The organism is Enterobacter cloacae complex sp. P1B (genome assembly GCF_014982345.1).
GTDB lineage: Bacteria > Pseudomonadota > Gammaproteobacteria > Enterobacterales > Enterobacteriaceae > Enterobacter > Enterobacter bugandensis.
Genome location: NZ_JADCLF010000004.1, coordinates 77,460 through 103,565 on the forward strand (window position 1 = coordinate 77,460; position 26,106 = coordinate 103,565).

25 protein-coding genes and 1 pseudogene are annotated in these 26,106 nt (G+C 55.3%); 14 read left to right on the plus strand and 12 right to left on the minus strand.

Features of this window, described 5'->3' with window-relative positions; genetic code table 11:
* Positions 1 to 225: 225 nt before the first annotated feature.
* Together pyrD and zapC are read left to right on the plus strand one after the other, a co-directional pair.
* On the plus strand, positions 226 to 1,236 hold the full coding sequence (gene pyrD / locus INF77_RS03270) for a quinone-dependent dihydroorotate dehydrogenase (RefSeq protein WP_045261711.1): 1,011 nt from the start codon (positions 226 to 228) through the stop codon (positions 1,234 to 1,236).
* Between the two features lie 165 nt (positions 1,237 to 1,401).
* Positions 1,402 to 1,944 (plus strand): cell division protein ZapC, encoded by a 543-nt coding sequence (gene zapC, locus INF77_RS03275; RefSeq protein ID WP_028012593.1) that lies wholly within the window; start codon positions 1,402 to 1,404, stop codon positions 1,942 to 1,944.
* Here zapC and INF77_RS03280 read toward each other — a convergent pair.
* Entirely contained in the window at positions 1,941 to 3,050 is a 1,110-nt protein-coding gene (locus tag INF77_RS03280; protein WP_047368226.1) for a YcbX family protein, read from the minus strand. The two genes, zapC and INF77_RS03280, sit on opposite strands and share 4 nt — an antisense overlap.
* Before the next feature lie 98 nt (positions 3,051 to 3,148).
* Here INF77_RS03280 and rlmKL point away from each other — a divergent pair, with 98 nt between their 5' ends.
* The 6 genes from rlmKL to rmf all read left to right on the plus strand — a co-directional run bounded on the left by rlmKL (position 3,149) and on the right by rmf (position 11,074).
* On the plus strand, positions 3,149 to 5,257 hold the full coding sequence (gene rlmKL, locus INF77_RS03285; protein ID WP_028012595.1) for a bifunctional 23S rRNA (guanine(2069)-N(7))-methyltransferase RlmK/23S rRNA (guanine(2445)-N(2))-methyltransferase RlmL: 2,109 nt from the start codon (positions 3,149 to 3,151) through the stop codon (positions 5,255 to 5,257).
* Between the two features lie 12 nt (positions 5,258 to 5,269).
* Complete coding sequence (locus INF77_RS03290; RefSeq protein ID WP_028012596.1) at positions 5,270 to 7,177, plus strand: ABC transporter ATP-binding protein; 1,908 nt, start codon at positions 5,270 to 5,272, stop codon at positions 7,175 to 7,177.
* Positions 7,178 to 7,189: 12 nt separating this feature from the next.
* Positions 7,190 to 8,443: a membrane integrity-associated transporter subunit PqiA gene (gene pqiA, locus INF77_RS03295; RefSeq protein WP_045261707.1), complete on the plus strand. Its 1,254-nt coding sequence runs from the start codon at positions 7,190 to 7,192 to the stop codon at positions 8,441 to 8,443.
* A 4-nt stretch (positions 8,444 to 8,447) separates the two neighbouring features.
* Positions 8,448 to 10,088: an intermembrane transport protein PqiB gene (pqiB, locus tag INF77_RS03300; RefSeq protein WP_028012598.1), complete on the plus strand. Its 1,641-nt coding sequence runs from the start codon at positions 8,448 to 8,450 to the stop codon at positions 10,086 to 10,088.
* The gene (gene pqiC / locus INF77_RS03305; RefSeq protein WP_028012599.1) at positions 10,085 to 10,651 is read left to right on the plus strand and encodes a membrane integrity-associated transporter subunit PqiC; all 567 of its coding nucleotides are present in this window, start codon (positions 10,085 to 10,087) and stop codon (positions 10,649 to 10,651) included. The genes pqiB and pqiC overlap by 4 nt, the downstream gene beginning before the upstream one ends.
* A gap of 255 nt (positions 10,652 to 10,906) precedes the next feature.
* Positions 10,907 to 11,074 (plus strand): ribosome modulation factor, encoded by a 168-nt coding sequence (gene rmf / locus INF77_RS03310; RefSeq protein ID WP_013097261.1) that lies wholly within the window; start codon positions 10,907 to 10,909, stop codon positions 11,072 to 11,074.
* 71 nt (positions 11,075 to 11,145) lie between these two features.
* On the opposite strand, the gene fabA is transcribed toward rmf, so the two are convergent.
* On the minus strand, positions 11,146 to 11,664 hold the full coding sequence (gene fabA, locus INF77_RS03315; RefSeq protein WP_000227926.1) for a bifunctional 3-hydroxydecanoyl-ACP dehydratase/trans-2-decenoyl-ACP isomerase: 519 nt from the start codon (positions 11,662 to 11,664) through the stop codon (positions 11,146 to 11,148).
* Positions 11,665 to 11,732: 68 nt separating this feature from the next.
* Complete coding sequence (locus tag INF77_RS03320; RefSeq protein WP_193532705.1) at positions 11,733 to 13,493, minus strand: Lon protease family protein; 1,761 nt, start codon at positions 13,491 to 13,493, stop codon at positions 11,733 to 11,735.
* A gap of 185 nt (positions 13,494 to 13,678) precedes the next feature.
* On the opposite strand from INF77_RS03320, the gene matP reads away from it, so the two are divergent.
* Positions 13,679 to 14,131 carry a macrodomain Ter protein MatP gene (gene matP / locus INF77_RS03325; RefSeq protein WP_023332611.1) on the plus strand — a complete coding sequence of 151 codons (453 nt, stop codon included), beginning with the start codon at positions 13,679 to 13,681 and terminating at the stop codon, positions 14,129 to 14,131.
* A 63-nt stretch (positions 14,132 to 14,194) separates the two neighbouring features.
* On the opposite strand, the gene ompA is transcribed toward matP, so the two are convergent.
* Positions 14,195 to 15,250 carry a porin OmpA gene (gene ompA, locus INF77_RS03330; RefSeq protein WP_108780329.1) on the minus strand — a complete coding sequence of 352 codons (1,056 nt, stop codon included), beginning with the start codon at positions 15,248 to 15,250 and terminating at the stop codon, positions 14,195 to 14,197.
* A 354-nt stretch (positions 15,251 to 15,604) separates the two neighbouring features.
* The gene (gene sulA / locus INF77_RS03335) at positions 15,605 to 16,114 is read right to left on the minus strand and encodes an SOS-induced cell division inhibitor SulA (RefSeq protein WP_041910604.1); all 510 of its coding nucleotides are present in this window, start codon (positions 16,112 to 16,114) and stop codon (positions 15,605 to 15,607) included.
* A 217-nt stretch (positions 16,115 to 16,331) separates the two neighbouring features.
* Between sulA and INF77_RS03340 the strand changes: the two genes are divergently transcribed.
* Entirely contained in the window at positions 16,332 to 16,958 is a 627-nt protein-coding gene (locus INF77_RS03340) for a TfoX/Sxy family DNA transformation protein (protein ID WP_041910603.1), read from the plus strand.
* On the opposite strand, the gene yccS is transcribed toward INF77_RS03340, so the two are convergent.
* Positions 16,915 to 19,077, minus strand: coding sequence for a YccS family putative transporter (gene yccS / locus INF77_RS03345; protein WP_045261705.1), 2,163 nt, complete (start codon positions 19,075 to 19,077; stop codon positions 16,915 to 16,917). The two genes, INF77_RS03340 and yccS, sit on opposite strands and share 44 nt — an antisense overlap.
* 19 nt (positions 19,078 to 19,096) lie before the next feature.
* Positions 19,097 to 19,543: a YccF domain-containing protein gene (locus INF77_RS03350; RefSeq protein WP_041910601.1), complete on the minus strand. Its 447-nt coding sequence runs from the start codon at positions 19,541 to 19,543 to the stop codon at positions 19,097 to 19,099.
* A 123-nt stretch (positions 19,544 to 19,666) separates the two neighbouring features.
* Between INF77_RS03350 and helD the strand changes: the two genes are divergently transcribed.
* Entirely contained in the window at positions 19,667 to 21,721 is a 2,055-nt protein-coding gene (gene helD / locus INF77_RS03355) for a DNA helicase IV (protein ID WP_045261704.1), read from the plus strand.
* 57 nt (positions 21,722 to 21,778) lie between these two features.
* Here the strand turns inward: helD and mgsA are convergent, their stop codons facing one another.
* A complete protein-coding gene (gene mgsA / locus INF77_RS03360; RefSeq protein ID WP_193532706.1) occupies positions 21,779 to 22,237 on the minus strand; it encodes a methylglyoxal synthase in 459 nt (152 codons plus the stop codon).
* Positions 22,238 to 22,317: 80 nt separating this feature from the next.
* Complete coding sequence (locus INF77_RS03365) at positions 22,318 to 22,980, minus strand: DUF2057 family protein (RefSeq protein ID WP_193532707.1); 663 nt, start codon at positions 22,978 to 22,980, stop codon at positions 22,318 to 22,320.
* A 173-nt stretch (positions 22,981 to 23,153) separates the two neighbouring features.
* Here INF77_RS03365 and INF77_RS03370 point away from each other — a divergent pair, with 173 nt between their 5' ends.
* The gene (locus tag INF77_RS03370) at positions 23,154 to 23,567 is read left to right on the plus strand and encodes a CoA-binding protein (RefSeq protein ID WP_028012609.1); all 414 of its coding nucleotides are present in this window, start codon (positions 23,154 to 23,156) and stop codon (positions 23,565 to 23,567) included.
* A gap of 37 nt (positions 23,568 to 23,604) precedes the next feature.
* Here the strand turns inward: INF77_RS03370 and hspQ are convergent, their stop codons facing one another.
* Both hspQ and rlmI read right to left on the minus strand, forming a co-directional pair.
* Positions 23,605 to 23,922, minus strand: a complete 318-nt coding sequence (gene hspQ, locus INF77_RS03375) for a heat shock protein HspQ (RefSeq protein WP_008499919.1) — start codon at positions 23,920 to 23,922, stop codon at positions 23,605 to 23,607.
* Positions 23,923 to 23,982: 60 nt separating this feature from the next.
* The gene (gene rlmI / locus INF77_RS03380) at positions 23,983 to 25,173 is read right to left on the minus strand and encodes a 23S rRNA (cytosine(1962)-C(5))-methyltransferase RlmI (RefSeq protein ID WP_045261702.1); all 1,191 of its coding nucleotides are present in this window, start codon (positions 25,171 to 25,173) and stop codon (positions 23,983 to 23,985) included.
* A gap of 22 nt (positions 25,174 to 25,195) precedes the next feature.
* Between rlmI and INF77_RS23430 the strand changes: the two are divergent.
* Together INF77_RS23430 and yccX are read left to right on the plus strand one after the other, a co-directional pair.
* Positions 25,196 to 25,427 (plus strand): annotated as a pseudogene (locus INF77_RS23430) (helix-turn-helix transcriptional regulator); the annotation flags it as partial.
* An 11-nt stretch (positions 25,428 to 25,438) separates the two neighbouring features.
* Positions 25,439 to 25,720 carry an acylphosphatase gene (yccX, locus tag INF77_RS03390; protein ID WP_048999181.1) on the plus strand — a complete coding sequence of 94 codons (282 nt, stop codon included), beginning with the start codon at positions 25,439 to 25,441 and terminating at the stop codon, positions 25,718 to 25,720.
* On the opposite strand, the gene tusE is transcribed toward yccX, so the two are convergent.
* Positions 25,717 to 26,046 carry a sulfurtransferase TusE gene (tusE, locus tag INF77_RS03395; protein WP_028012611.1) on the minus strand — a complete coding sequence of 110 codons (330 nt, stop codon included), beginning with the start codon at positions 26,044 to 26,046 and terminating at the stop codon, positions 25,717 to 25,719. The two genes, yccX and tusE, sit on opposite strands and share 4 nt — an antisense overlap.
* Positions 26,047 to 26,106: the final 60 nt, after the last annotated feature.

The following is a 26,106-nucleotide window of genomic DNA, read 5'->3' on the forward strand; positions in this document are numbered from 1 at the left end:
TGCTTTTGTCTAACATTCATAACAATTTTCAGGAGTGTGACACCGCGCGGTTATTCCACTAAATGATTTATCCGCAATTAAACTGCGAAAAACTGCATAAGAAAGAGAGTGGGAGGTAAACGATTGCGTTTTACGCCGATTTTTTTGCCGCAGGTCAATTCCCTTTCGTGACGGGATCGCCCATAATCCCCTCCCGGTTTGCACACCGGGAATCCAGGAGAGTTCATGTACTACCCCTTCGTTCGTAAAGCCCTTTTCCAGCTCGACCCCGAGCGCGCTCATGAATTTACATTCCAGCAATTACGTCGTATTACAGGAACGCCTCTGGCGGCCCTGGTGCGTCAAAACGTGCCGGAAAAGCCTGTGCAGTGCATGGGGCTGACCTTTAAAAATCCGCTTGGTCTGGCGGCCGGTCTGGACAAAAATGGCGAGTGCATTGATGCCCTGGGCGCGATGGGCTTTGGCTCCATCGAAATTGGTACCGTCACGCCGCGCCCGCAGCCGGGAAATGACAAGCCGCGCCTGTTCCGCCTGGTCGAAGCCGAAGGGTTGATCAACCGCATGGGCTTTAATAACCTCGGCGTTGATCATTTGGTAGAGAACGTGAAGAAAGCCCATTTTGATGGGGTGTTAGGCATCAATATTGGCAAGAATAAAGATACGCCGGTTGAGCAGGGTAAAGATGACTACCTGATTTGTATGGAAAAAGTCTACGCCTATGCCGGGTATATCGCGGTGAATATTTCCTCGCCCAATACCCCGGGGCTGCGCTCCTTACAATATGGCGAAGCGCTGGACGATCTTCTGAGTGCCATTAAAAATAAACAAAATGAACTCCAGGCGATCCACCATAAATATGTTCCGGTCGCGGTGAAGATCGCGCCGGATCTTTCTGTCGAAGAATTGATCCAGGTTGCCGACAGTTTGGTTCGCCATAATATTGACGGGGTGATTGCAACGAATACCACGCTCGATCGTTCGCTCGTTCAGGGAATGAAAAACTGTGACGAAGCGGGTGGGTTAAGTGGCCGTCCGGTACAATTAAAAAGCACCGAAATTATTCGCGCGCTGTCTGCGGAATTAAAAGGCCGTTTACCGATTATTGGCGTCGGCGGTATCGACTCGGTGATTGCTGCGCGCGAGAAGATGGCGGCCGGTGCGTCACTGGTGCAAATCTATTCCGGCTTTATTTTTAAAGGCCCGCCTTTGATTAAAGAAATCGTTACGCATATCTAATCTTTTTTCTTAATCAGACAACCAGGGCTTTATTTCCAGCCCTGGTTGTTTTATATTCCGTCACTGTTGCTTATTTAGACATTATCGTCTTTTATTACTAGTGTTATAAACGAAGCGGCGAACAGGACATTTTTAGTACAGGACGTTTGGGGACGGGAGAGACACATGCGAATTAAACCTGACGATAACTGGCGCTGGTATTTTTGCGACGAGCATGACCGTATGATGCTCGATTTAGCCAATGGCATGTTGTTTCGTTCTCGTTTTGCCCGCCGAATGTTAACCCCGGACGCGTTTTCTCCATCGGGCTTTTGCGTTGACGATGCGGCGCTTTATTTCTCCTTTGAAGAAAAATGCCGCGACCTGATGCTCTCTAAAGAGCAGCGTGCCGAACTGGTATTAAATGCGCTGGTGGCTATCCGTTTCCTGAAACCGCAAATGCCGAAAAGCTGGCATTTCCTGCCTCACGGCATGGACTGGACGCCAGCAACGGGCGATGCGGCCAGCGTTAACCTGAGCGATACCGCCGAAGAGGTGAGTTTGTTAGTGGTTGAGCCGGGCGAAAATGCCGCACTCTGTCTGCTGGCGCAGCCCGGCGTGACGATTGCCGGGCGCGTAATGCAGTTAGGTGATGCGATCAAAGTCATGAATGACAGGTTGAAGCCACAGCTGCGCGTCGATGCCTTCAGCCTCGAACAAGCGGTTTAAGCTTCTAGTTGTACCGACGTTTTCGGTACGCAGCTACAGCACAGGATTGTGCCGTCATTTCCAATTGCAGATTTTTTCAGCGCACTCACTTCTCCCTCCAGCAGCTTGATGCGGCAGCATCCGCAAATTCCCGCGCGGCAGGAATACGGTACGCGAATACCGGCTTGCTCCAGCTGCTCCAGTAAAACCTGCTGATTGTTGCCACGAATAACCTTGCCCTGCCAGTGAATATCCACCCCAGTGGCGACATTCGTCTCAACCTCGACCATTTCTTCTTCCTGGCCTGAGCCGTACACTCGCGCCGGCCCGCGGGCGAGAATTTCAACTTCATCGCCTACGCGGATTGCGCCGCTGGATCGCGGGATCAGGTTCTGGCCGAAATCGACATCGCCGTTGTCCTGCGCGGTACGGAACGATTGCAGCGTTTTCAGCGGCTCGCCGGAAGGATGCTTCTGGCCTTTCTCAGGACTTACCGTGGTGAAAATGCAGCGGCTGCAGGGTTTGACGACATCAAAGATGACGCTGCCGATGCGGATGACTTTCCAGGTGTCTTCATCCCAGGCGTCCGCTCCGGTCACGACCAGATTCGGGCGGAACTGTTCCATCTGTACGCTGGCTTTACAGCGATTCTGTAAATCACGCAGAGACGCTTCGTTGGTGAGCAGGAACGGGAAGCCATCCGCGAAGGAGAGGGGAACGGCGTCGTGGCGCTTTACGCGACGCGTCAGTTCCGGCCCAACCCACCGCAGCTGCACGTCGCGGGAGAAGAAGCCGCTCAGCCAGCGGTTAATTTCATCCGGCGCGATGCGCGCGGTAAAATGGTTGCCCCATACTTCCGTTGGCGCGTCGACAGCCGCAAAATCCGCAAAGCGAATCACCGCGCTGGAACCGTCCGGCGCGGTAAGGTGCAAACCGTCGTGAAGCGGGGAAGGGGTAAAGCGAACCATCTGAGGGAACTGGCGTGCGGTGATAAACGTACCGTCAGGCTCGGTGACCATAAAAATACGATCGAAGGCGAACCCGCTCATGTCTGCCAGCGCGTGAGTGACGCCGATGCCGCGCATGGATTTCACCGGATGAATAAAAAGCCTGGATAACGTCGCCACTGCACACTCCCTCGAATGAAAATAAGCCTTCAACTTTATGACATACACGCCATATTAGCTATAATGCGCGACAATTTTCTAAGAGTAAAAGTGACGATATGAATTCTCTGTTTGCCAGTACGGCCCGTGGGCTGGAAGAGCTGTTAAAAACTGAACTGGAAGCCCTGGGCGCGCAAGAGTGCCAGGTGGTTCAGGGTGGTGTCCATTTTGAGGGCGACACGCGGCTTATTTACCAGAGCCTGATGTGGAGCCGTCTGGCGTCGCGCATCATGCTGCCGATGAAGGAATGCAAGGTCTATAGCGACCTGGATCTCTACACCGGCGTACAGATGATCGACTGGACAGAGATCTTCACGCCTAACGCCACCTTCGCGGTGCATTTCAACGGCGTAAACGACGAGATCCGCAACAGCCAGTACGGCGCCCTGCGCGTAAAAGACGCCATTGTGGACTGCTTCACGCGTAAAAATAAGGAACGTCCGAACGTTGATCGCGAAAACCCGGACCTGCGTATCAACGTCTGGCTGAACGGCGACACGGCGAGCATCTCCCTCGATCTGAGCGGCGCGGGTCTGCACCTGCGCGGCTACCGCGATCGCACCGGTATGGCACCGATCAAAGAAACCCTGGCCGCCGCCATCGTGATGCGCTCCGGCTGGCAACCGGGCACGCCGCTGCTCGACCCAATGTGTGGCTCCGGTACGCTGCTGATTGAGGCCGCAATGCTGGCAACCGACCGTGCGCCGGGGCTGCACCGCGGCCACTGGGGCTTCAAAGGCTGGGCGCAGCACGACGAAGCGCTCTGGAAAGAGGTTAAAGACGACGCGCAGACCCGCGCGCGTAAGGGCCTGGCGGAGTATACTTCTCACTTCTACGGTTCGGATAGCGACCCGCGCGTAATTGAACGCGCGCGCAGCAACGCCCGTCGCGCCGGTATCGGCGAGCTGGTCACCTTCGAGGTGAAAGACGTGGCGAACCTGACCAACCCGCTGCCGAAGGGCCCGTACGGGACCGTAATCAGCAACCCGCCATACGGCGAGCGTCTGGACAGCGAGCCTGCGCTGATTGCCCTGCACAGCCTGCTGGGCCGCAATATGAAGGACTACTTCGGCGGCTGGAATCTGTCTCTGTTCAGCGCCTCGCCGGAGCTGCTGAGCTGCCTGCAGCTGCGTGCCGATCGCCAGTTTAAAGCGAAAAACGGCCCGCTGGACTGCGTGCAGAAAAACTATCATCTGGCAGAGAAAGCGGCGGACAGCAAGCCAACCGGCGTGGCAGAGGATTACGCCAACCGCCTGCGCAAAAACCTGAAGAAATTTGAAAAATGGGCGAAGCAGGAAGGGATCGAGTGTTATCGCCTGTACGATGCCGACCTGCCGGAGTACAACGTGGCGGTTGACCGCTATGCGGACTGGGTGGTGATTCAGGAATATGCTCCACCGAAAACCATCGATGCGCAAAAAGCGCGCCAGCGCATGCTGGACGTCATTGCGGCCACCATTGCCGTGCTGGGGATTGCGCCGAACAAGCTGGTGCTGAAAACCCGCGAGCGTCAGAAGGGTAAAAACCAGTACCAGAAGATGGGCGAAAAGGGCGATTTTATCGAAGTGGGCGAATACAACGCTCGCCTGTGGGTGAACCTGACCGACTATCTTGATACCGGCCTGTTCCTCGACCACCGCATCGCCCGCCGCATGCTCGGCCAGATGAGCAAGGGTAAAGATTTCCTCAACCTGTTCTCCTACACCGGGAGCGCCAGCGTGCATGCCGGTCTCGGCGGCGCGCGCAGCACTACCACGGTGGATATGTCCCGCACCTATCTGGAGTGGGCCGAGCGTAACCTGCGTCTGAACGGCTTAACCGGGCGTCAGCATCGCCTGATGCAGGCCGACGTGCTGGGCTGGCTGCGCGATACCGACGAGCAATTCGACCTGATCTTTATCGATCCGCCGACCTTCTCTAACTCCAAGCGCATGGAGGATAGCTTTGACGTTCAACGCGATCACCTGCGCCTGATGACCGACCTGAAGCGCCTGCTGCGCAAAGGCGGCACCATTATGTTCTCGAACAACAAACGCGGCTTCCGTATGGATCATGACGGCCTGGCAGCCCTGGGACTGAAAGCACAAGAAATCAGTCAAAAAACGCTGTCTCAGGACTTCGCCCGTAACCGTCAAATTCATAACTGCTGGTTGATTACCGCGGTCTGAAAGGAAAAATAAATGTCATTAATTAGTATGCACGGCGCGTGGCTCTCTTTCAGCGACTCACCGCTTCTCGATAATGCAGAGCTGCATATCGAAGATAACGAGCGCGTCTGTCTGGTGGGCCGTAACGGCGCGGGTAAATCCACGCTGATGAAAATCCTCAACCGCGAGCAGGGGCTGGATGACGGCCGCATCGTATACGAGCAGGATCTGATCGTCTCCCGCCTCCAGCAGGATCCGCCGCGTCATGTGACCGGCAGCGTGTACGATTTCGTGGCGGAAGGCATCTCCGAGCAGGCGGAGTACCTGAAGCGCTATCACGAGATTTCGCATCTGGTGATGACCGACCCGAGCGACAAGAATCTCAACGAACTGGCGAAAGTACAGGAGATGCTCGATCACCACGGTTTGTGGCAGCTGGAAAACCGCATTAACGAGGTGCTGGCGCAGCTCGGGCTGGAACCCGACATGGAGCTGTCGGCGCTCTCCGGCGGCTGGCTGCGTAAAGCGGCGCTGGGGCGCGCGCTGGTCAGCGGCCCTAAGGTACTGCTGCTGGACGAACCAACCAACCACCTGGATATCGAAGCGATTGACTGGCTGGAAGGGTTCCTGAAAACCTTCAGCGGCACCATCATCTTCATCTCGCACGACCGTTCGTTTATTCGCAATATGGCGACGCGCATTGTTGACCTCGACCGCGGCAAGCTGGTCACCTATCCTGGCGATTACGACACCTATCTGCTGGAGAAAGAAGAAAACCTGCGCGTGGAAGAGCTGCAGAATGCGGAGTTCGACCGCAAGCTGGCGCAGGAGGAAGTCTGGATCCGCCAGGGCATCAAAGCCCGCCGTACCCGTAACGAAGGCCGCGTGCGTGCCCTGAAGGCGATGCGTCGCGAGCGCAGCGAGCGCCGCGAAGTCATGGGCAGCGCCAAAATGCAGGTGGAAGAGGCGTCCCGCTCCGGCAAGATTGTCTTCGAAATGGAAAACGTTAACTACCAGGTTGACGGCAAGGTGCTGGTGAAAGATTTCTCTGCGCAGGTTCAGCGCGGGGACAAAATTGCGCTCATCGGCCCGAACGGCTGCGGCAAAACCACGCTGCTGAAGCTGATGCTGGGCCAGCTGCAGGCCGACAGCGGCCGCATTCACTGTGGCACCAAGCTGGAAGTGGCCTACTTCGACCAGCACCGCGCGGAGCTGGATCCGGACCGCACGGTGATGGACAACCTCGCCGAAGGTAAACAGGAAGTGATGGTAAACGGCAAGCCGCGTCACGTTCTGGGCTACCTGCAGGACTTCCTGTTCCACCCGAAACGCGCCATGACACCGGTGCGCGCGCTGTCCGGCGGGGAGCGTAACCGTCTTCTGCTGGCCCGTCTGTTCCTGAAGCCAAGTAATCTGTTGATCCTCGATGAACCGACGAACGATTTGGATGTCGAAACGCTGGAATTACTCGAAGAGCTGATCGATGGGTATCAGGGAACCGTGATGCTGGTTAGCCACGATCGTCAGTTCGTGGATAACACCGTGACCGAGTGCTGGATCTTCGAAGGTGAAGGGCGAATTGGCCAGTACGTGGGCGGTTATCACGACGCAAAAGGGCAGCAGTCGCAGTCTCTGGCGCAGAAACAGTCGAAGTCCAGAACAAGTTCTGAACCTGCTGTAACAAAAGCAGAAACTGTCAAGAAAACCTCGGCTAAACTAAGCTATAACCTGCAGCGCGAACTGGAGGGGCTACCTCAGCGTCTTGAAGAGCTGGAGGCCGCGCTTGAGGAGCTGCAAGCGCAGGTTGCTGATGCGTCCTTCTTTACCCAATCGCATGACTATACTCAGAAAGTACTGGCTGAAATGTCCGCGGCTGAAAAAGCCCTGGAAGAAGCATTTGAGCGCTGGGAGTACCTTGAGTCTCTGAAAAACGGCGCATAACAGGGATTAAATATGTGTGACCAGCACCATGCCGACAGGCATATATTATGCTCGCAATGCGATATGCTCGTGGCGTTGCCAGAGCTTGGTCACGGACATAAAGCCCAGTGTCCACGCTGTGGCGCGACGTTGACAACCGAGTGGGACGCGCCGCGGCAGCGTCCCACCGCTTACGCGCTGGCAGCACTGTTCATGCTGCTGCTCTCCAATCTCTTCCCCTTCGTCTATATGAAGGTGGGCGGGATGACAAGCCAGGTGGATCTGCTTGAAATCCCGGGCGTGATGTTCTCGGAAGATTACGCCAGCCTCGGCACCTTTTTTCTGCTATTCGTCCAGATAGTCCCGGCGTTTTGCCTGGTCATCATCCTGCTGCTGGTTAACCGCGTCAGGATGCCGTCACCGCTGAAAATCCGGCTCGCGCGCATCCTTTTTCAGCTCAAAAGCTGGGGGATGGCCGAGATCTTTCTCGCAGGGATACTGGTCAGTTTCGTGAAGCTGATGGCGTACGGCGACGTGGGGATAGGCAGCAGCTTTATTCCCTGGTGTCTGTACTGTGTCCTGCAGCTGCGTGCTTTCCAGTGCGTGGACAGGCGCTGGGCCTGGGACGATATCGCCCCGGCACCGACGCTCGCGCAGACGGTGAAGGTCGGCGTGCCGGGTATCCGCCAGGGGCTGCGTTCTTGTCCGTGCTGTACCGCCGTGCTGCCCGCCGATCTTGAGGTTTGTCCGCGCTGCGAAACGAAGGGCCATGTTCGCCGTAAAAATAGCCTGCAGTGGACGATGGCACTGCTGGTCACGTCCGTCATGCTGTATCTGCCCGCTAATATTCTGCCGATTATGATCACCGATTTGCTCGGCGATAAAATGCCCTCGACGATCCTCGCCGGGGTCATACTGCTGTGGAGCGAAGGATCCTATCCTGTCGCCGGCGTGATTTTCATCGCCAGTATCATGGTGCCCACTTTAAAAATGATCGCCATTGCCTGGCTCTGTTGGGATGCAAAAGGCCACGGAAAACGCGACAGCGAACGCATGCATCTGATTTACGAAGTGGTCGAATTTGTCGGTCGTTGGTCAATGATCGACGTGTTTGTGATTGCCGTTCTCTCTGCGCTGGTGCGGATGGGCGGTTTGATGAGTATTTATCCCGCGATGGGGGCTTTAATGTTTGCACTGGTGGTGATTATGACCATGTTTGCGGCCATGACCTTCGACCCTCGTTTATCGTGGGATCGTGAGCCTGAATCAAGCCATGAGGAAGAGTAAGAGCATGGAAAATAAGAGTGGAGAGGCGAAAGTGCAGAAGGTCAAAAACTGGTCGCCGGTGTGGATATTCCCCATCGTGACCGCGCTGATCGGTGCATGGATCCTGTTTTATCACTACAGCCATCAGGGACCGGAAGTGACGCTGATTACCACCAATGCCGAAGGAATTGAGGGCGGTAAAACGACCATCAAAAGCCGCAGCGTGGATGTGGGCGTGGTGGAAAGCGCAACCCTGACCGACGATTTAACCCATGTGGAGATTAAGGCGCGTCTTAATGCCGGCATGGAAAAACTCCTGCACGGCGATTCTGTTTTCTGGGTGGTTAAACCGCAGGTGGGACGTGAAGGGATCAGCGGCTTAGGAACGCTGCTCTCAGGTGCCTACATCGAACTGCAGCCGGGTGCAAAAGGCAGCCAGCCGGCGCAGTACCAGCTTCTGGATTCACCGCCGCTAGCACCGCCTGATGCAAAAGGTATCCGCGTGATCCTCGACAGTAAAAAAGCGGGCCAGCTCACGGCGGGCGACCCGGTACTTTTCCGCGGCTATCGCGTGGGTTCGGTGGAGAAGAGCACCTTCGATCCTCAGAAAAGATCCATCAGCTATCAGCTGTTCATCAATGCGCCTAACGATCGTCTGGTTACCAGCAACGTCCGTTTCTGGAAAGACAGCGGCATCGCGGTGGATCTGACCTCGGCGGGCATGCGTGTAGAAATGGGCTCGCTGACAACACTGTTTGGCGGCGGCGTAAGTTTTGACGTACCCGAAGGTCTGGACCTGGGGCAGCCAGTTGCGGAGAACACCGCTTTCCGCCTGTTCGACGATCAAAAAAGCATTCAGGATGCACTCTATACCGATCACATCGACTACCTGATGTTCTTTAAGGATTCTGTTCGCGGCCTGCAGCCTGGGGCGCCCGTTGAGTTCCGCGGTATTCGTCTGGGGACGGTGGGACAAGTGCCTTACTTTGTTCCAGGCCTTAAGCAGATGCTTGATGATGATTACCGTATTCCGGTGCTGATCCGCATTGAGCCTGAGCGCCTGATCAACCAGATTGGTGAGAATCAGGATATCGGCGAGCACATCACCGACCTGATGAATCGCGGTCTGCGCGGCTCGTTGAAAACCGGTAACCTGGTGACCGGCGCACTGTATGTCGATATGGACTTCTATCCAAAAGCGCCGCCGATTACCGGTATGCGTGAATTTGGTGGTTACAAGATCATCCCAACGGTAAGCAGCGGTCTGGCCCAGATCCAGCAGCGTCTCATGGAAACGCTGGATAAAATTAACAATCTGCCTCTGAACCCAATGATTGAGGCGGCGACAGGTTCGTTACATCAAAGCCAGGCGACAATGCAGCGCCTGCAGACCACGCTGGATAACATCAACAAGATCACTGCAAACCAGAGTATGCAGCAGCTGCCGCAGGATATGCAGAAAACGCTGCGCGAGCTGAATCGCAGTATGCAGGGCTTCCAGCCTGGCTCGGCGGCGTACAACAAGATGGTGGCAGATATGCAGCGTCTCGATCAGGTCTTGCGTGAACTGCAGCCGGTTCTGAAAACGCTCAACGAGAAGAGCAACGCGCTGGTGTTCGAAGCGAAAGATAAAAAGGATCCTGAGCCGAAGAGGGCGAAACAATGAAAAAATGGCTAGCGATTGCAGGAGCGATGGTACTCACGGCCTGTAGCTCCGGGAGCGAAACGAAAAGCTACTACCAGCTGCCTCTGGTGACGCAGGCGGTTACGCAAAGTTCCGCCTCGCAGGGCAACCGTCTGCTGTGGGTTGAGCAGGTCGCCGTGCCGGATTACCTGGCCGGCAACGGGGTGGTCTATCAGACCAGCGATGTACAGTACGTTATCGCCAACAACAACCTGTGGGCCAGCCCGCTGGACCAGCAGTTACGCAATACGCTGGTGGCGAATCTGGGCAGCCAGCTTCCGGGCTGGGTTGTTGCCTCCCAGCCTTTGGGAAGCGATCAGGACACGCTGAACGTCACGGTAACGGGCTTCCACGGCCGTTATGACGGTGCCGTTGTCATCAGCGGCGAGTGGCTGTTGAATCATCAGGGACAGCTGATTAAGCGTCCTTTCCATCTGGAGCTGAAGCAGCAGAAGGATGGCTATGATGAAATGGTGAAAGTGCTGGCTCAGGGTTGGGCGCAGGAGTCAGCCAGTATCGCCAGGGAAATTTCCCGACTGCCATAAGTAAAATTCATCGTCAAAAACCGCAATCGGCCTGGTGCTGATTGCGGTTTTTTTTCGTTTTTGCGTCAGGTTGTTACTTGTGCCGGGTCACAATTTTTGTACAAATGATCTTCTGGCTAGCTCACAAATATGACACCCGTATGAATTTTGAACATTGACGCTGGGACTAATTCGGGGTATTCGTTATCTGTGCCTGCGCATCTGGCGCGGACACTGTTTTCTTTCCACCAGACAAAAGAATGAGGGAAACGAGGCATGAAGAGACAGAAACGAGATCGCCTGGAACGGGCTCATCAACGTGGTTATCAGGCCGGCATCGCTGGACGTTCGAAAGAAATGTGTCCTTATCAGACGATAAATCAAAGGTCACAATGGCTTGGAGGCTGGCGAGAAGCCATCGGCGACAGGGCACTTATAGCCTGATAACGTCTCTTTAAAAAAAGAAACCTCCGCACTGCGGAGGTTTCGCCTTTCCGGGGTCGCTTAAAGCGATATCAGAACGCGGAAGTGTCCTGGAACAGACCCACTTTCAGGTCGTTCGCGGTATAGATCAGACGACCGTCTACCAGCACTTCGCCATCCGCCAGGCCCATAATCAGGCGACGGTTAACGATGCGCTTGAAGTGAATACGATAGGTGACTTTCTTCGCCGTAGGCAGAACCTGACCAGTGAATTTCACTTCGCCCACGCCCAGCGCGCGGCCTTTACCTTCACCACCCAGCCAGCCCAGATAGAAGCCAACCAGCTGCCACATGGCATCCAGGCCCAGGCAGCCAGGCATTACCGGATCGCCAATAAAGTGGCAACCGAAGAACCACAGGTCCGGGTTGATATCGAGTTCTGCTTCTACGTAACCCTTATCGAAGTTGCCGCCGGTTTCGGTCATTTTCACGACACGGTCCATCATCAGCATGTTCGGGGCCGGTAACTGTGGGCCTTTCGCGCCAAACAGTTCTCCGCGACCAGAGGCAAGAAGATCTTCTTTTGTATAGGATTCGCGTTTATCTACCATGTTCTCAGTAAGCCTTATTTTAGTGAAGGACGCAGGATAGCTAACACGTGTACGCTGAACAAGTCCGATCAGTTCGAACTGAACCAGCCCAGCCAGCGTAACGGCCATGGATAACGATGGCGAGCATCCTGCTGCGTCGCCTGAGCAATGCGCTCCTGGATAGTCTGCATCAAAGTTGTCTGACCTTCGCCATCCCAAACCAGGTTTGTCAGTAAGGGTAGTGCATCCTCAATCCCTTCGATGGCCCAGATGGCGAATTGTTCCTGTTCAACCGCGTCCAGAATATCCTGGCACAGGCTGAGATGGCGTACGTTAGGCGCCGGAATAATCACACCTTGTTTGCCGTTTAAACCGCGCTGCTGACAGACAGAGAAGAAGCCTTCAATTTTTTCGTTCAGACCGCCAACGGGCTGAGCACGACCAAATTGATCGACCGAACCGGTAATAGCAATGTTCTGGTTGATCGGCACATCCGCCAGGGCGCTGATTAAGGCGCACAGCTCCGCCATTGAGGCACTATCGCCATCCACTTCGCTGTAGGACTGCTCAAACGTCAGCGAGGCGGAGAAGGGGATTTGCTGCTCAAGCTGCAGCTCAGACATCAAAAATGCCTGCATGATCATCATGCCTTTGGCGTGAATGTTGCCGCCCAGTTCGGCCTTGCGTTCAATATCGGTAAACTCGCCGTCGCCAATATGCACAACGCAGCTGATTCGCGAGGGTTCACCGAACGCGCGCGGATGGCCAGGAAACTCGATCACCGAGAGGGCGTTGATCTGCCCAACGCGTTCGCCTTCTGTCTCGACCAGAATTTGTTCCAGCAGAATTTCATCCTGCATGCGGTCAGCAAGATAGCCTTCGCGCCACTCTCGCTGCGCCAGCATCCGCGTGAGCTGTTCGCCAGTAAACGCACCGTTACCGCTGATCGTACCGACTTCACGCAGCTGCTTGCCGATCCAGAGCGGGCAGAGCGGCAAGGTTTCCTGGTCACCGGTATAGCGAACGGCTTCGCGGATTAAACCCGGCCACGCGTCGGCGGCAGGCGCTGGCAATGCAAAACGTTCCGCCACGGCCATCACCCACTGACACCACTGCGCCATGTCGTCCGCATCGGCAATCTGAATGTTGTCTTCGTATTCGCTGTAAACTGCCTGTTCGGCCAGTTCCGGCTCCATCTCCTGGAAGTCCGCCAGCGATTCGCGGTCACCCATCAGCACGACGGTCAGCGACAGCGGCATTGACGGCACGGAGACAGGAAGAGGACGAGACTCGTCGTAACCGACCCAGTCAAAGCGCTGTTGGGTCACAACGGTTTTCAGACGCATCCACAGCAGCGGCTGCGAGAGCAAAGTGCGCAGAGAGATGATGAGCACGCCGCCGTTTGCACGATGCACCAGCCCCGGCTGCAGGGAAAGCTCGCCGTTAAACTGGCGCAGACAGCCAAACAGCTGTTCAGCCTCGACCCAATTAGCGGTAATTACCTCGCCGTTAGTAGCAAAACGACCGTCGGCCTGGTCCGCCGGTCCGAAGGTAATATTATGCCCCGCGATACGATACTGGCCGCCAAATACCGCGGTGGTGTCTGGCCGCAGCTGGCGCGTGGCATCCCCAAGCAGCGTCAGATATTCCGCTTCTTCCGGGGCTTTCAGCAGCATGAAGGGCGATGTCGCCCACGGGCTTAACGTCTGCTCCAGCGCATAATGTAAGCGTGGTTGCGTATCGCTAAGGATGAATTCGTGTTCTTTTGCGAGATCGGGCTGTGCAAACAGTTCCTGATAGCTCTCGGCATCCGGAACAAGGTCACGCCATGCTAGTTTCGTAATGGTCAAAGTTGATGTTTTTTAGTCAGATGTAAAAGCGTGGAGTATACCGTAAGCGGGGGGCTCTACCCAAGCAGGATTGGTATTTCAGCAGGCGGATTGGCTGTAGTCACTCACAGGATATGATTTCTTTTCAGCAGATTGCTAAAAAACTGATATTCTGAACAGAGTTACGTGGTAACACTGAGATCGCAATGAAATATCAACAACTGGAAAATCTCGAAAGCGGCTGGAAATGGAAGTACCTGGTCAAAAAGCACCGTGAAGGGGAGCTGATCACCTGCTACATCGAAGCCAGCGCTGCGCAAGAAGCCGTGGATATTTTGCTGACCCTCGAAAATGAACCGGTACAGGTCAATGGCTGGATTGAGAAGCACATTAATCCTGCGTTGTTAAACCGGATGAAGCAAACTATCCGCGCGCGACGTAAACGGCATTTTAATGCTGAGCATCAGCATACCCGGAAAAAATCCATCGACCTGGAGTTCGTGGTCTGGCAGCGTCTGGCCGGGCTGGCACAACGGCGTGGTAAGACCCTGTCGGAAACCATCGTGCAGCTGATTGAGGATGCCGAACATAAAGAGAAGTACGCCAACCAGATGTCGTCGCTGAAAAACGACCTTCAGGCGTTGTTGGGCAAAAAATAGATTTTAGTTTTCTTCAGACAATAAAAAACCCCGCATGGCGGGGTTTTTTTATAAGACGATAACTTATGCCGCTGGCTGAGTTACAACGTCTTTAACGCCTTTAACTTCGATCTCTACGCGACGATCTGGTGCCAGGCAGTCGATCAGTGCAGCGCGAGCTTTAACGTTGTCACAGGTGTTGCCAGTAACTGGGTTAGATTCGCCCATACCACGTGGGGAGATCTTGTTAGCTGGGATACCTTTAGAGATCAGGTAATCAACAACAGACTGAGCACGTTTCTCAGACAGTTTCTGGTTGTAAGCGTCAGAACCGATGCGGTCGGTGAAGCCCAGAACCACTACAGAACCGTCTTTAGGATCCAGGTTGCTCAGCTGGGTGTACAGCTGATCCAGTGCCTGCTGACCTTCTGGTTTCAGGGTCGCTTTGTTGAAGTTGAACAGAACGTCAGACTTCAGAGTGAAGTGCTTGGTCTGTACTTCTGGAGCTGGAGCCGGCGCTGGAGCAACAACTGGTGCTGCATCTTCCTGCTGGCCGAAACGGTAGGAAACACCTACGCTCAGCATGCCGTTGTCTGGACGAACGCCAACGGTAGCACCGTCACCGATGTTGTTAACCCACTGGTATTCCAGACGGGTAGCGATGTCACGGGTCATAGCCCACTCAACGCCACCAGCGAATACTGGGGAAACGCCAGTGTCATGGTCGTCGCCAGCGATGTTGTTGCTGGAGTCTGCACGCCATACCATGCCGCCCAGACGGGTGTACACGTCCAGATCGTCAGTTACTGGGTAACCCAGTTTAGCGGTCAGCTGAACGCCCTGAGCTTTGAAAGCGCCATTGATGGTGTCGCCTTTGTATGGCATACGACCTAACCAGTCGTAACCCATTTCAAAGCCAACATACGGGTTAACCTGATAGCCACCGAACGCACCTGCACCAAGCTGGCTCTCGTGAGTAGGGCCATCGTTGTTCAGGCTGCTGTTGTACCAGCCAGTGTCATGGAACTGAGACCAGCCCAGTTTACCACCTGCATACCAGGTATTATCTTTCGGAGCGGCCTGCGCTACGGTAGCGAAGCCAGCCAGTGCCACTGCAATCGCGATAGCTGTCTTTTTCATTTTTTGCGCCTCGTTATCATCCAAAATTCGCCATGAAGGTCTCAAGAGAGAATCACGGTTAAATCCTTCACCGGGGGGCGTGGTCAAATATAAATCTACCGATATCTTCGGCTTAGGCCGAGCACCCCTGGCGATGTAAAGTCTACAACGTAGCTGAAAACTTACAAGTGTGAAGTCTGTCAGGCATATGAAAAAAAAAGTTCCGTATACCTATTATTTAACATTTTTAGAACGAATTTTGTGCAATAAAATTAAGGAGAACCGCACCAGACAAGCCTTGCCGCAATTTTGAGGCCGGGAACTAAAACCGCATCCTGCGGTCAAAAAAAATTCCAGGAAAAATCTTAATTTCACTCAATGATACAAATTTGAGTGAATTTTTAGCCCAGAAAGTTGTCCTCTGCGATAAGAATCTGGACGAACCGGGCGCATGATAAACCCGATCGCATTCCCTTCTTCAGCCGCTTCGGTCAGACGAAAATGTTCCTCTTCCGTCAATTCTTCCGGTAACCACCCGATCACCACGCTGTAATTTCCGGTGCGTAACGCGCGAATCATCGATTCGACGGTATCGCAGGGAGAAAGCTGGTTGATCTGCATAACCTTTGCCAGCGGCAGGCCTGCAGACTGCACCCATTGGCGGCTCAGTTTTTGCTGTGGCGTCAGCCAGAGCTGCCAGCGTGATTGCTGACCAAGCTGCTGTAATAACGGAAGCAGCAGGAGTTGGGTCAACAGAGGCTGGTCTTCACGGTAAACCACTTCACTAATAAGCCCCGTCGAAGCACCCCCAACGGTGTTCTGCGCGACAGTGCCCGCGGTAGAGGAGAGAGAAGTTGAGCGATTTGCATAGCCTGAAGTGTACATATTCATTCCAGCCCTGTAGTTACTGTATGGATATACAGTAACCCCTGTATGCATAAAGATCAACCTCATTTTCGGAAAGCGACTCGCAAAATTCATTCAATGTTGATGCCCTTCGAAAAATCATCTTGCTCAACGACGCTAAGTTGCCTATTTTCCTGCTAACGGATCCGCTAGTAAGAAATTTCGTTGTTACTTTATGATTTTGAAGGGAAATATCATGAAAAAGATATCTTATGAACGGATTTATAAATCCCAGGAATACCTGTCACCACTGGGTGAAATTCATCATCGCGCGCTGTTCGGCGGCTATACCCTGGCAGTGGATGATGCGGTTTTTGCCATGGTGTCAGAAGGTGAGCTCTACCTCCGTGCCTGTGAAGAAAGTGCGAAATACTGTGTGAAAAATGCTGCGTCTTTTTTGACCCTGATGAAGCGGGGCCGTCCGGTGCTTCTCAACTATTACCGGGTGGATGACGGGCTATGGCAGGACAGGGAGCGTCTGCTTCAGCTCTCCACTTTCGCACTTAATGCGGCAAGAAAAGAGCGTTACCAGCGGCATCAGCGCAATCGACTTAAGGACCTGCCAAACCTGACCTTTCAGCTGGAAGTGTTGCTCTTTGAAGCGGGCATCACCAACGAAGAAACGCTGCGGGCGCTTGGCGCAAGGGAGAGCTGGCTGAAGATGCGGGCGAAAAATAAAGCGCTGAGTATCAAAGTGCTATTCGCGCTGGAAGGGGCGATCGAGGGGCTGCATGAGGCGGCACTCCCGGCCGGCATTCGCCGGGAGTTGACGGAGTGGTTTAATGCGCTGCCTGAGCCACTGGAGAATCACTCCTCCAGGTAGCGATTTGCTGTTGCAGCCGGCAAATTTCTGGCAGCAGGGCGATGAGCAGGCCAATCTGCTGTAACACCAGAGGCGCTTTGCTGTCGTTTCCGGGCTCAAGATGCGCAATACGTTGGGTAAGTTCATCCAGCGCCTGTCTCACGCGCGGTTCATCGGCTGGCCGGTGATGCAGTGCATCATCGACATAACAGACCGCGTCATCCAGCAGATTGAGGATGCCCGGGTTGGTGAGTTTTTCGCGGTGGGCGCCCAGCGTGGAAATATAGCTGGTGAAGGTATGGTTCAGGCAGAGCAGCCGGAAAGCCGTCTCACGAATCTCGGCCGTGGCGCGAGGCTCCGTTGACATGTTAGAGACCACCGAGGCCAGTTCCGCATCGCTGTTGTGCGCATCGCGGCGCGCTATCCGGTAAGCCAGGCGGTTATCGCGGCCCTGATGATACTGCTCAAGGATGGCGTCCAGGTATCGGCAGTTGGCGTTCATAGCCCTGTCTAACACGCGCGGTAGATTACGGAAACGCCAGTCCGGCCAGATAAAGCTGACGGCGGCCCAGGCGATAGCGCAGCCAATCAGGGTATCGAGTACGCGGGGCAGGGCGACCTCGAACCCTTCACCCAGCAGGTTAAAGCAGAGCAGAACCAGCAGCGTGATGAACATTGTGGCATGGGCGTACTGCACGTTGCGAAACGCGAAGAACAACACGCCGGTGATCACGATCAGGATCAGCTGTCCTTCAATGGACGGCACGAAATAGAGCACCGGAAGGCCAATGGCGACGCCGACCAGGGTGCCGATAATACGCAATGCCAGGCGGTGTCGGGTGGCGTTATAGTTCGGCTGACAGACAAACAGGCTGGTCAGCAGGATCCAGTAGCCGTGGTGCAAACCGGTTATCTGGATAAAAGCATACCCCACGCATAAGACCAGGGACATTCGCACCGCGTGACGAAACAGCGCCGACTCCGGCGTGAAGTTGCGGCTCAGCCTTAGCCACATATCGCTCACGCTGTGCACGCTGTCATCTGCAAGCTGGTTATCCATCTCGCTGCCCGGCAGTGCCATCGCCTGCTCGGACTCAATCGTCGCCAACTGAGCATCAATCGCCCGCAGGTTGTTGAGCAGAAAACCCAGCGCTTTGATCTGTTCCGGTGACGTTCCGCTGGCCTGCACGCGGTCGAGCGCCGCATCAAGATGGCTAAACACGCGTTCGAAGCGGGAGTCGTGCTGATAGGGCGTGCGCAAAAGAATGGAGCGCGCGAGCTGCTGGCATGCCTGTGACTGCATGGACAGCAGGCGCTGAAAGCGGAACATGACGTCGCTGTAGCGGAACTTCTCGCGCAGAGCGGCATACTGAACGTGCGAGGAGCTGGCGCGCTCATGAATGTCCTGAGCGGCAAAATAGTAGTGCAAGGTTCTGCGCGTGCCGCGCTGGCCGCGATCCCCGCGCAGACGGGTAAGCAGCGAGGCTTTCGTCTGGTTAAGGGTGGCGACCAGCTGGCCGTTTGCCAGCGCCAGATCGTAAAGCGGCGCCTGGCTTTCTTCCTCAATATCCGGGTCGAACAGCCGGGATTTCAGTTCCAGATAATGGGCTAGCTGCTCATAGCTGCGGGCAAGGTTATCCTGCAGAGGACGAACCGGGAAAATTAGGTGGCCGGTTAACGTCAGCAGGTTATACCAGATGGCGCCCAACAGCAGCAGCACAGGCTGCTGATACCACTGGTCGTACAGGGAAACGCCCAGCATGGTGTAGATAGCGATCAGCAGGGCCCCAAAGGCGATAGTGGCATAGCGCTGCCCCAGACCGCCCAGCAAAATAAACCCGCTGGTGGAGAGTGTAAGGCCAAGGGCAAACAGCCACGGCCAGGGGAAAAGTAACTCAACGGACGCGGAGGCGATAAAAAAACAGACGAGCGTAATGACCAGATTCCGCAAACGCCCGGCCAGGCGATCGTCCAGATCCGCCAGCGCTCCGGCCACCACCCCCAGCGTGAGGGGGATGGTGAGCTTGACATCATTCAGCCACCACGGCAGGGCAGCCGTGCCGCAAAGCGCGATAAATATCCTGACGTTGTAGAGCCAGGCGCTGTTCCAGGTATAACGGCGAAGCAGTGGACTTAGCATAAACGCGGCCAGTCCTTATTTACTGAAAACGACGACGTGCGTTCGCTTCACGCGCCGCCTGGGCCACTTCGACCGGAACTACCCTGCGCCCGACGGGCCAAAGGGCGATGGCGGCGATCTTAAAGTTCGCGAGCCCGACCGGAATACCAATTATTGAGATGCACTGCGCAATACCGGCAAAAATATGCATGATGCACAGCCACCAGCCGAAGAAAATCAACCACAGAATGTTCAGCAAAGTTCCCCCCGTATTCATCAGGGCGCTTTTGCTCTCCGGGTTCAGCTCGTTAACGTGGATAGCTTCGTTACCGTAGGGGATGAACGAGAGTTTCGTGATTTCCCAGCAGGAACGGGTCAGGGGAAGCGTGAAAATCAGGACGATGCTCACCAGCGTGGCAAAAAGCCAGGAAAGGGTGGTGGCAAAACCGCCCAGCACAAAATTCAACACATTCAGAACGGTACGCATAAACCCTCACTTCCTTTCGATAAAATTAACGCCCAATGATTGTAACGTTTTTTTAGGCTGGAGCACCTTAAAACTGGCAGTTAAACTGTCAGGTAAATTATCTCTTCGTGGATTTGGCGGGACATGGAACTGAAAGCAACTTCTTTAGGCAAACGCCTGGCGCAACACCCCTATGACAGAGTTGTTCTGCTCAACGCCGGGGTTAAAGTCTCCGGAGAACGCCACGAATACCTTATTCCGTTTAATCAGCTTCTGGCTATTCACTGCAAGCGCGGGCTGGTGTGGGGCGAGCTCGAGTTCGTTCTGCCTGACGACAAAGTCGTGCGCCTTCACGGTACCGAGTGGGCGGAAACCCAGCGTTTCCACCATCACCTGAACGCGCTCTGGCAGCAGTGGAGCCACGACATGAGCGTGATTGCCGCTCAGGTGCTGCAGCAGGTGCTGGACGATATCGCGCAAAGCAACGCGCAGCAAACGTGGCTGACGCGCCAGCAGACCGCCGGTCTGCAGCAAAAGATTCGACAGGCACTTTCGGCTCTGCCGCTCTCCGTGACGCGTCTTGATGAGTTCGACAATTGTCGCGATGCCTGGCGTCAGTGCCAGGCCTGGCTGAACGATATGGATAAAAGCCGGCTGGCGCATAACCAGGCCTGGACGGACGCCATGCTCACCCAATACGCCGACTTTTTCAGTACGGTGGAGTCTTCACCGCTCAACCCTGCTCAGGCGCGCGCGGTGGTGAACGGCGAGCAGTCGCTGCTGGTGCTGGCGGGGGCCGGAAGCGGTAAAACGTCGGTGCTGGTGGCGCGTGCGGGCTGGCTTCTCACCACCGGGGAGGCCGTTGCCGATCAGATCCTGCTTCTGGCTTTTGGCCGTAAGGCGGCACAGGAGATGGACGAACGCATCCAGGAACGGCTGCACACCCGGGATATTACCGCCAGAACCTTCCATGCCCTCGCGCTACATATCATTCAGCAGGGCAGTAAAAAAGTGCCTGCCATCAGTAAACTGGAAAACGACGCGCAGGCGCGACAGGCGTTGTTTATTAAAACGTGGCGTCAGCAGTGCAGTGAGAAAAAGGCGCAGGCGAAAGGGTGGCGTCAATGGCTGGAAGAGGAACTCAACTGGGAGGTGCCGGAGGGCAGCTTCTGGCAGGATGAAAAACTGGCGCGTCGGCTCGGCTCGCGTCTTGACCGCTGGGTCAGCCTGATGCGGATGCACGGCGGCTCGCAGGCAGAGATGATTGAAAGCGCGCCGGAGGCGATCCGCGATCTGTTTTCAAAACGGGTCAAGCTGATGGCTCCGCTATTGAAAGCCTGGAAAACCGCGCTGAAAGAGGAAAATGCCGTTGATTTCTCCGGTCTTATCCATCAGGCGATCGTCATTCTGGAGAAGGGGCGCTTTGTCAGCCCGTGGAAGCATATTCTGGTGGATGAGTTCCAGGATATCTCACCCCAGCGTGCGGCACTGCTCTCGGCGCTGCGGGCGCAAAATAAACATACCTCGCTGTTCGCGGTGGGGGACGACTGGCAGGCCATCTACCGTTTCAGCGGGGCGCAGCTCTCGCTGACGACCGCCTTCCACCACTATTTTGGCGAAGGCGACCGTAGCGATCTGGACACGACCTACCGCTTCAATTCACGGATTGGTGAGATCGCCAACCGCTTTATCCAGCAGAACCCGCACCAGCTGGCCAAGCCGCTAAACAGCCTGCGGGCAGGGGATAAAAAAGCGGTCACCCTGCTGGCGGATGACCAGCTGGAGCCGCTGCTGGACAAGCTCAGCGGCTATGCGAAACCCGATGAACGTATCCTGGTGCTGGCGCGTTATCATCACCTTAAGCCTGCTGCGCTGGAAAAAGCCGCTACCCGCTGGCCGAAACTGCAGCTTGAATTTATGACCATTCACGCCAGCAAAGGGCAGCAGGCCGATTATGTGATTGTGGTGGGGCTGAAGGAGGGCAGCGACGGATTCCCGGCTCCGGCCCGCGAGTCGGTCATGGAAGAGGCCCTGCTGCCGGTGCCGGAAGACTTCCCGGATGCCGAAGAACGGCGTTTGCTGTACGTGGCCATCACCCGCGCGCGTCACCGCGTGTGGCTGCTGTTCAATAAAGAGGAGCCATCCGTGTTTGTCGATATATTGAAGAGTATTGACGTGCCGGTGGCGCGGAAGCCATAACGGCGTCAGGCAAGATTTCCAGGCCGGGTAGACGTAGCCGCCACCCGGCAAAAAAAGCTACTTCAGTCTCTCGGAAAGATAGCGCTGATAGTCCGGAATAAGGATCTCAACCGGCGAGTTAAACTGCGGTGATTCAATGATAAAATCCGCCGTTGACAGGTTCGTCGCCACCGGAATATTCCACACCGTTGCCAGACGCAGCAGCGCTTTGACATCCGGATCGTGCGGAACCGCATTCAGCGGATCCCAGAAGAAGATCAGCACATCAACTTTCCCTTCGGAAATCTGCGCCCCGACCTGCTGATCGCCGCCCATCGGGCCGCTCAGCATCGCATTCACCTCCAGACCCGTTTCGCGCTGGATCAGGTTACCGGTAGTGCCGGTCGCTGAGAGGGCATGCTTTTCCAGCAGCGGCTGATGGCGGCGAACCCAGTTAAGCAGCATTTGTTTACAGTGATCGTGCGCCACCAGCGCAATATGTTTGCGTTCAGGCAGCGTGCGTGTTGTCAGTTCCATAATCATATCCATCAGGTTAACTGACTACACGATGACGGGAACCGTCTGACGCTGCAAGAGAAAGGCGTAAAAAATGTGGCTTAAGATGAAGGTTGTTGCTTTGCCCACTGTAAAAACCGGGCCCGCGTGTCGGGATCGGCCTGCTGGAACCAGAATTTAAGGCGCTGTTCCGTCAGGCTCTGGGACTGCGGTGGAATGACGTCCAGTTCCGAGACGCCGGATAGCAGCGTACTGTCGTCCGCCATCATGGTAGCAAACTGCGGAAGGGAGGCGCGTTTGCCGGCTTTGTTATAGACCTGCGTTGCGGCCTCGTAGTCCGGGCTTTTTGTGGCTCTGGTTAACGCCAGAATATCCAGCTTGACCGGGATCGGCATTGCATTCCCGTCCAGCAGCTCAACGCGCGGCGAGGCGTCGAAGGCCGCTGATTCCTTCTCCGTTTCAAGGCGAGGCAGGGTTATGTTCACCTGACTGATTTGCCGGGTATTAAAGCTGACAATCAGCGGCGGAGAGATGTACATCCGCTGCTCATGGTTAGTCAGGCCGATCGCTTTTTCGACCCGGAACACCAGCTGATGCGGCCCGTTATCTAACTCAATGCTGTCAGCCCCGCGCAATAACGAGCTGGAAACCTTTTTCCCGTCCAGAACCAGGAGATCAATGTCGCCAGAGAGCCGAAGCGTGGTGGCAAAAACGCAAACCGGCATCGCTAACGCAATCAGAGCAGTGGCAAAACCGGTTTTCATAGAAGGCTCCCGTCAGAGATACTGTCGCCGCATTAATGTATCTAAATCTTTCGATAATCACGTTTACTAACGTATAGACATATTTTGCCGTTTTGCCCTCATACATCTGTATGGGATGGATGGTTGAGATGTGCGCTTTGGCGTACACTTTTAAAAAAGCCAGGAGAAAAACCATGAAAGAGAACGATATTGCCGAGATTCTGACATCCACGCGTACCATTGCGCTGGTGGGCGCGAGCGATAAACCCGACCGTCCCAGCTATCGGGTGATGAAATACCTTCTCGATCAGGGCTATCACGTCATCCCCGTCTCACCAAAAGTGGCGGGGAAAACCTTACTGGGCCAGCAGGGTTATGCCACCCTCGCTGACGTGCCGGAAAAAATTGATATGGTCGATGTCTTCCGTAATTCCGAGGCGGCGTGGGAAGTGGCGCAGGACGCGATTGCCGTAGGGGCGAAAACATTGTGGATGCAGCTGGGCGTGATTAACGAGCAGGCTGCCGTGCTGGCGCGGGATGCGGGATTGAAGGTTGTTATGGATCGCTGTCCGGCGATCGATATCCCCCGTCTGGGGCTGGCGAAGTAATAAAAAAAAGCCCGTTCATCGGGCTTTTTTTACACGCTTAGTTCCGCAGGCGCGGAGCCTGTAACTGTTTGCGGATAGTCTGAGCAAGTTCATCCATCGTGGGTTGTTCCGGATGCTCTTCCTGCAGCTCGCTACTCAGCTGCGCTTCGGCAAGGTAGGTATGTACGGGTTGTCCGTCGTCACCTTCCATCACCACATGGTACCAGGGTGCAGCGCGAAGCTCTGCGTTCACCGCCAGTTCGTCCGCTGACGGTTCATCAAGGGAATACTCCGGGTCGATATCCACGACCACACCCAAATACCCAAGCAAAGTGTGGCGGACCTGCTGGCCGATACCGAATTTGCTGGCAATCATAGTCACCTCCCGGGAAATACGACTTACACATTAAGTGCGGGCAATATTTCTCTTTTCAAGTTACATGACGCGACAGGCAAACCCTTTCAGATACAGTCCTTCCGGGTAGGTAGCAATCACGGGGTGATCGGCTGCCTGACGGAACTGCTCTATAAATTGTACATCACGACCAGCATCTATTGCGGCATCGGCGATGATTTTTTGGAATAAATCGGTGGTCATCAGCCCGGAGCAGGAGAAGGTGAGCAGAACCCCGCCCGGGTTCAGCAGCTGGATGGCCAGCATGTTGATATCCTTATACCCACGGCAGGCGCCCATCAGCTGGCTTTTGTTTTCCACAAACTTTGGCGGATCCATCACGATGACGTCGAACTTCTCGCCCTGATCGCGATATTTACGCAGCAGCTTGAAGACGTCGTCGCGTATAAATTCGGCTTTGCTCAAGTCCAGTTTGTTCAGCTCGACGTTCTGTTTTGCCACGTCCAGCGCTTCCTGCGAGGTATCCACGCTGACCACCTGGGCACAACCGCCCATCAGCGCCGAAACGGCAAAACCGCCGGTGTAGGAGAAGCAGTTCAGCACGCGTTTGTCGGCAACGTACTGACGCGTAGCCAGGCGGCTGTCGCGCTGGTCAAGGTAGTAACCCGTTTTGTGCCCGCCCTGAATATCCACCAGCAGCTTCATACCGTGCTCTTCAATCGGCAGCAGGGCAGGCGGCAGTTCACCCGTGACCGGGCCCTGCGTCAGCTCCATGCCCTCTTTTTTGCGCACCGCCACGTCGCTGCGGTCGTAAATAGCGCATTCCGGAAACAGGGTTTGCAGCGCGCTAATCAGCGCGGCACGCTGGTATTCCGCCCCGGCGCTCAGCAGCTGCAGCACCAGGAAATTGCCGAAGCGATCGATGGTTACGCCCGGCAGGCCGTCGGACTCACCGGCAATCAGGCGATAGCTGTCCAGCCCGTCGCGCTTTGCCAGCCACTCGCGCCACTGCTGCGCCTGCTGCAGGCGGCGGACGAAGAAGTCGATGTCGATGGTTTCGTCTTTATCGAAGGTCCAGACGCGCGCGCGGATCTGGGAGGCTGGCGAGTAAGCGCCTCGCGCTAACCATTTCCCCTGATGGTCAACAATATCAATGGTTTCACCGAGGCTGGCTTTGCCTTCCATACGGGCAACCGCGCCGGAAAAGACCCAGGGATGACGGCGCAGTAATGACTTCTCGCGCCCTTTGGCTAACACTAAACGTACACTCATAATTTGCTGTTCTGTCGATTTCAGGGAAATGGCGCGTAGAGTAGCACATTCAGCCAGGCGCAATCATCTGCGGATGTCGTTGAGCGTTTCGGCAGATCGTGGAGGAGGTGAGAATGGCCGTGGCGCTGTCACAGTTACAGTCGACTCGCTTACCGATCGGTGAAATCGCATTACAATGTGGGTATCTTTCCAGCTCTCGTTTCACCGCCCGTTTCCGGCAGCACTATGGCTGTTTACCGAAAACGCTACGTTAAGGAGAAGAAAAATGTCAAAAGTCTGCACCATTGCCTGGGTCCACGGCCTTGTTCAGGGCGTCGGGTTCCGCTACAGCACCCAGCGCGAAGCGATGACGCTTGGGCTAACGGGATACGCGCGAAATATGGACGACGGCAGCGTTGAGGTGGTCGCCTGCGGCGACGCGGAGCAGGTTGAAAAACTGATGGCGTGGCTGAAAGCAGGCGGGCCGCGCAGCGCCCGGGTTGATAAGGTCTTAACGGAACCGCATCAACCCGGCAGGGAATATGTGAACTTCGGTATTCGGTATTAAATACACTTCACCGGTTTAGGAAGGCCGGCAATTTTGGTGGCCTGTTTTGCCGGGCCCTTCGGGAACAGGCGATACAGATAGCGGCTGTTGCCTTTTTCTTCGCCAAATTTGTTGGCCATCGCCTTGACCAGCATGCGGATGGCCGGAGAGGTGTTGAACTCGAGATAAAACTCGCGCACAAAACGGACCACCTCCCAGTGTTCGGGGGAGAGGGCGATACCTTCGTTTTCGGCGATTTTCTCCGCCAGCGGCTCGCTCCATAGCGTGGTGTCTTTCAGATAGCCTTCGCTATCGGTCTCAATTTCCTGGCCTGCAAAAATGAACATAGTGCTCTGTCGGTAAAGTAAAAAACGCCCCTAGTCTAGCAAATAAGGGGCGGCGTGAGA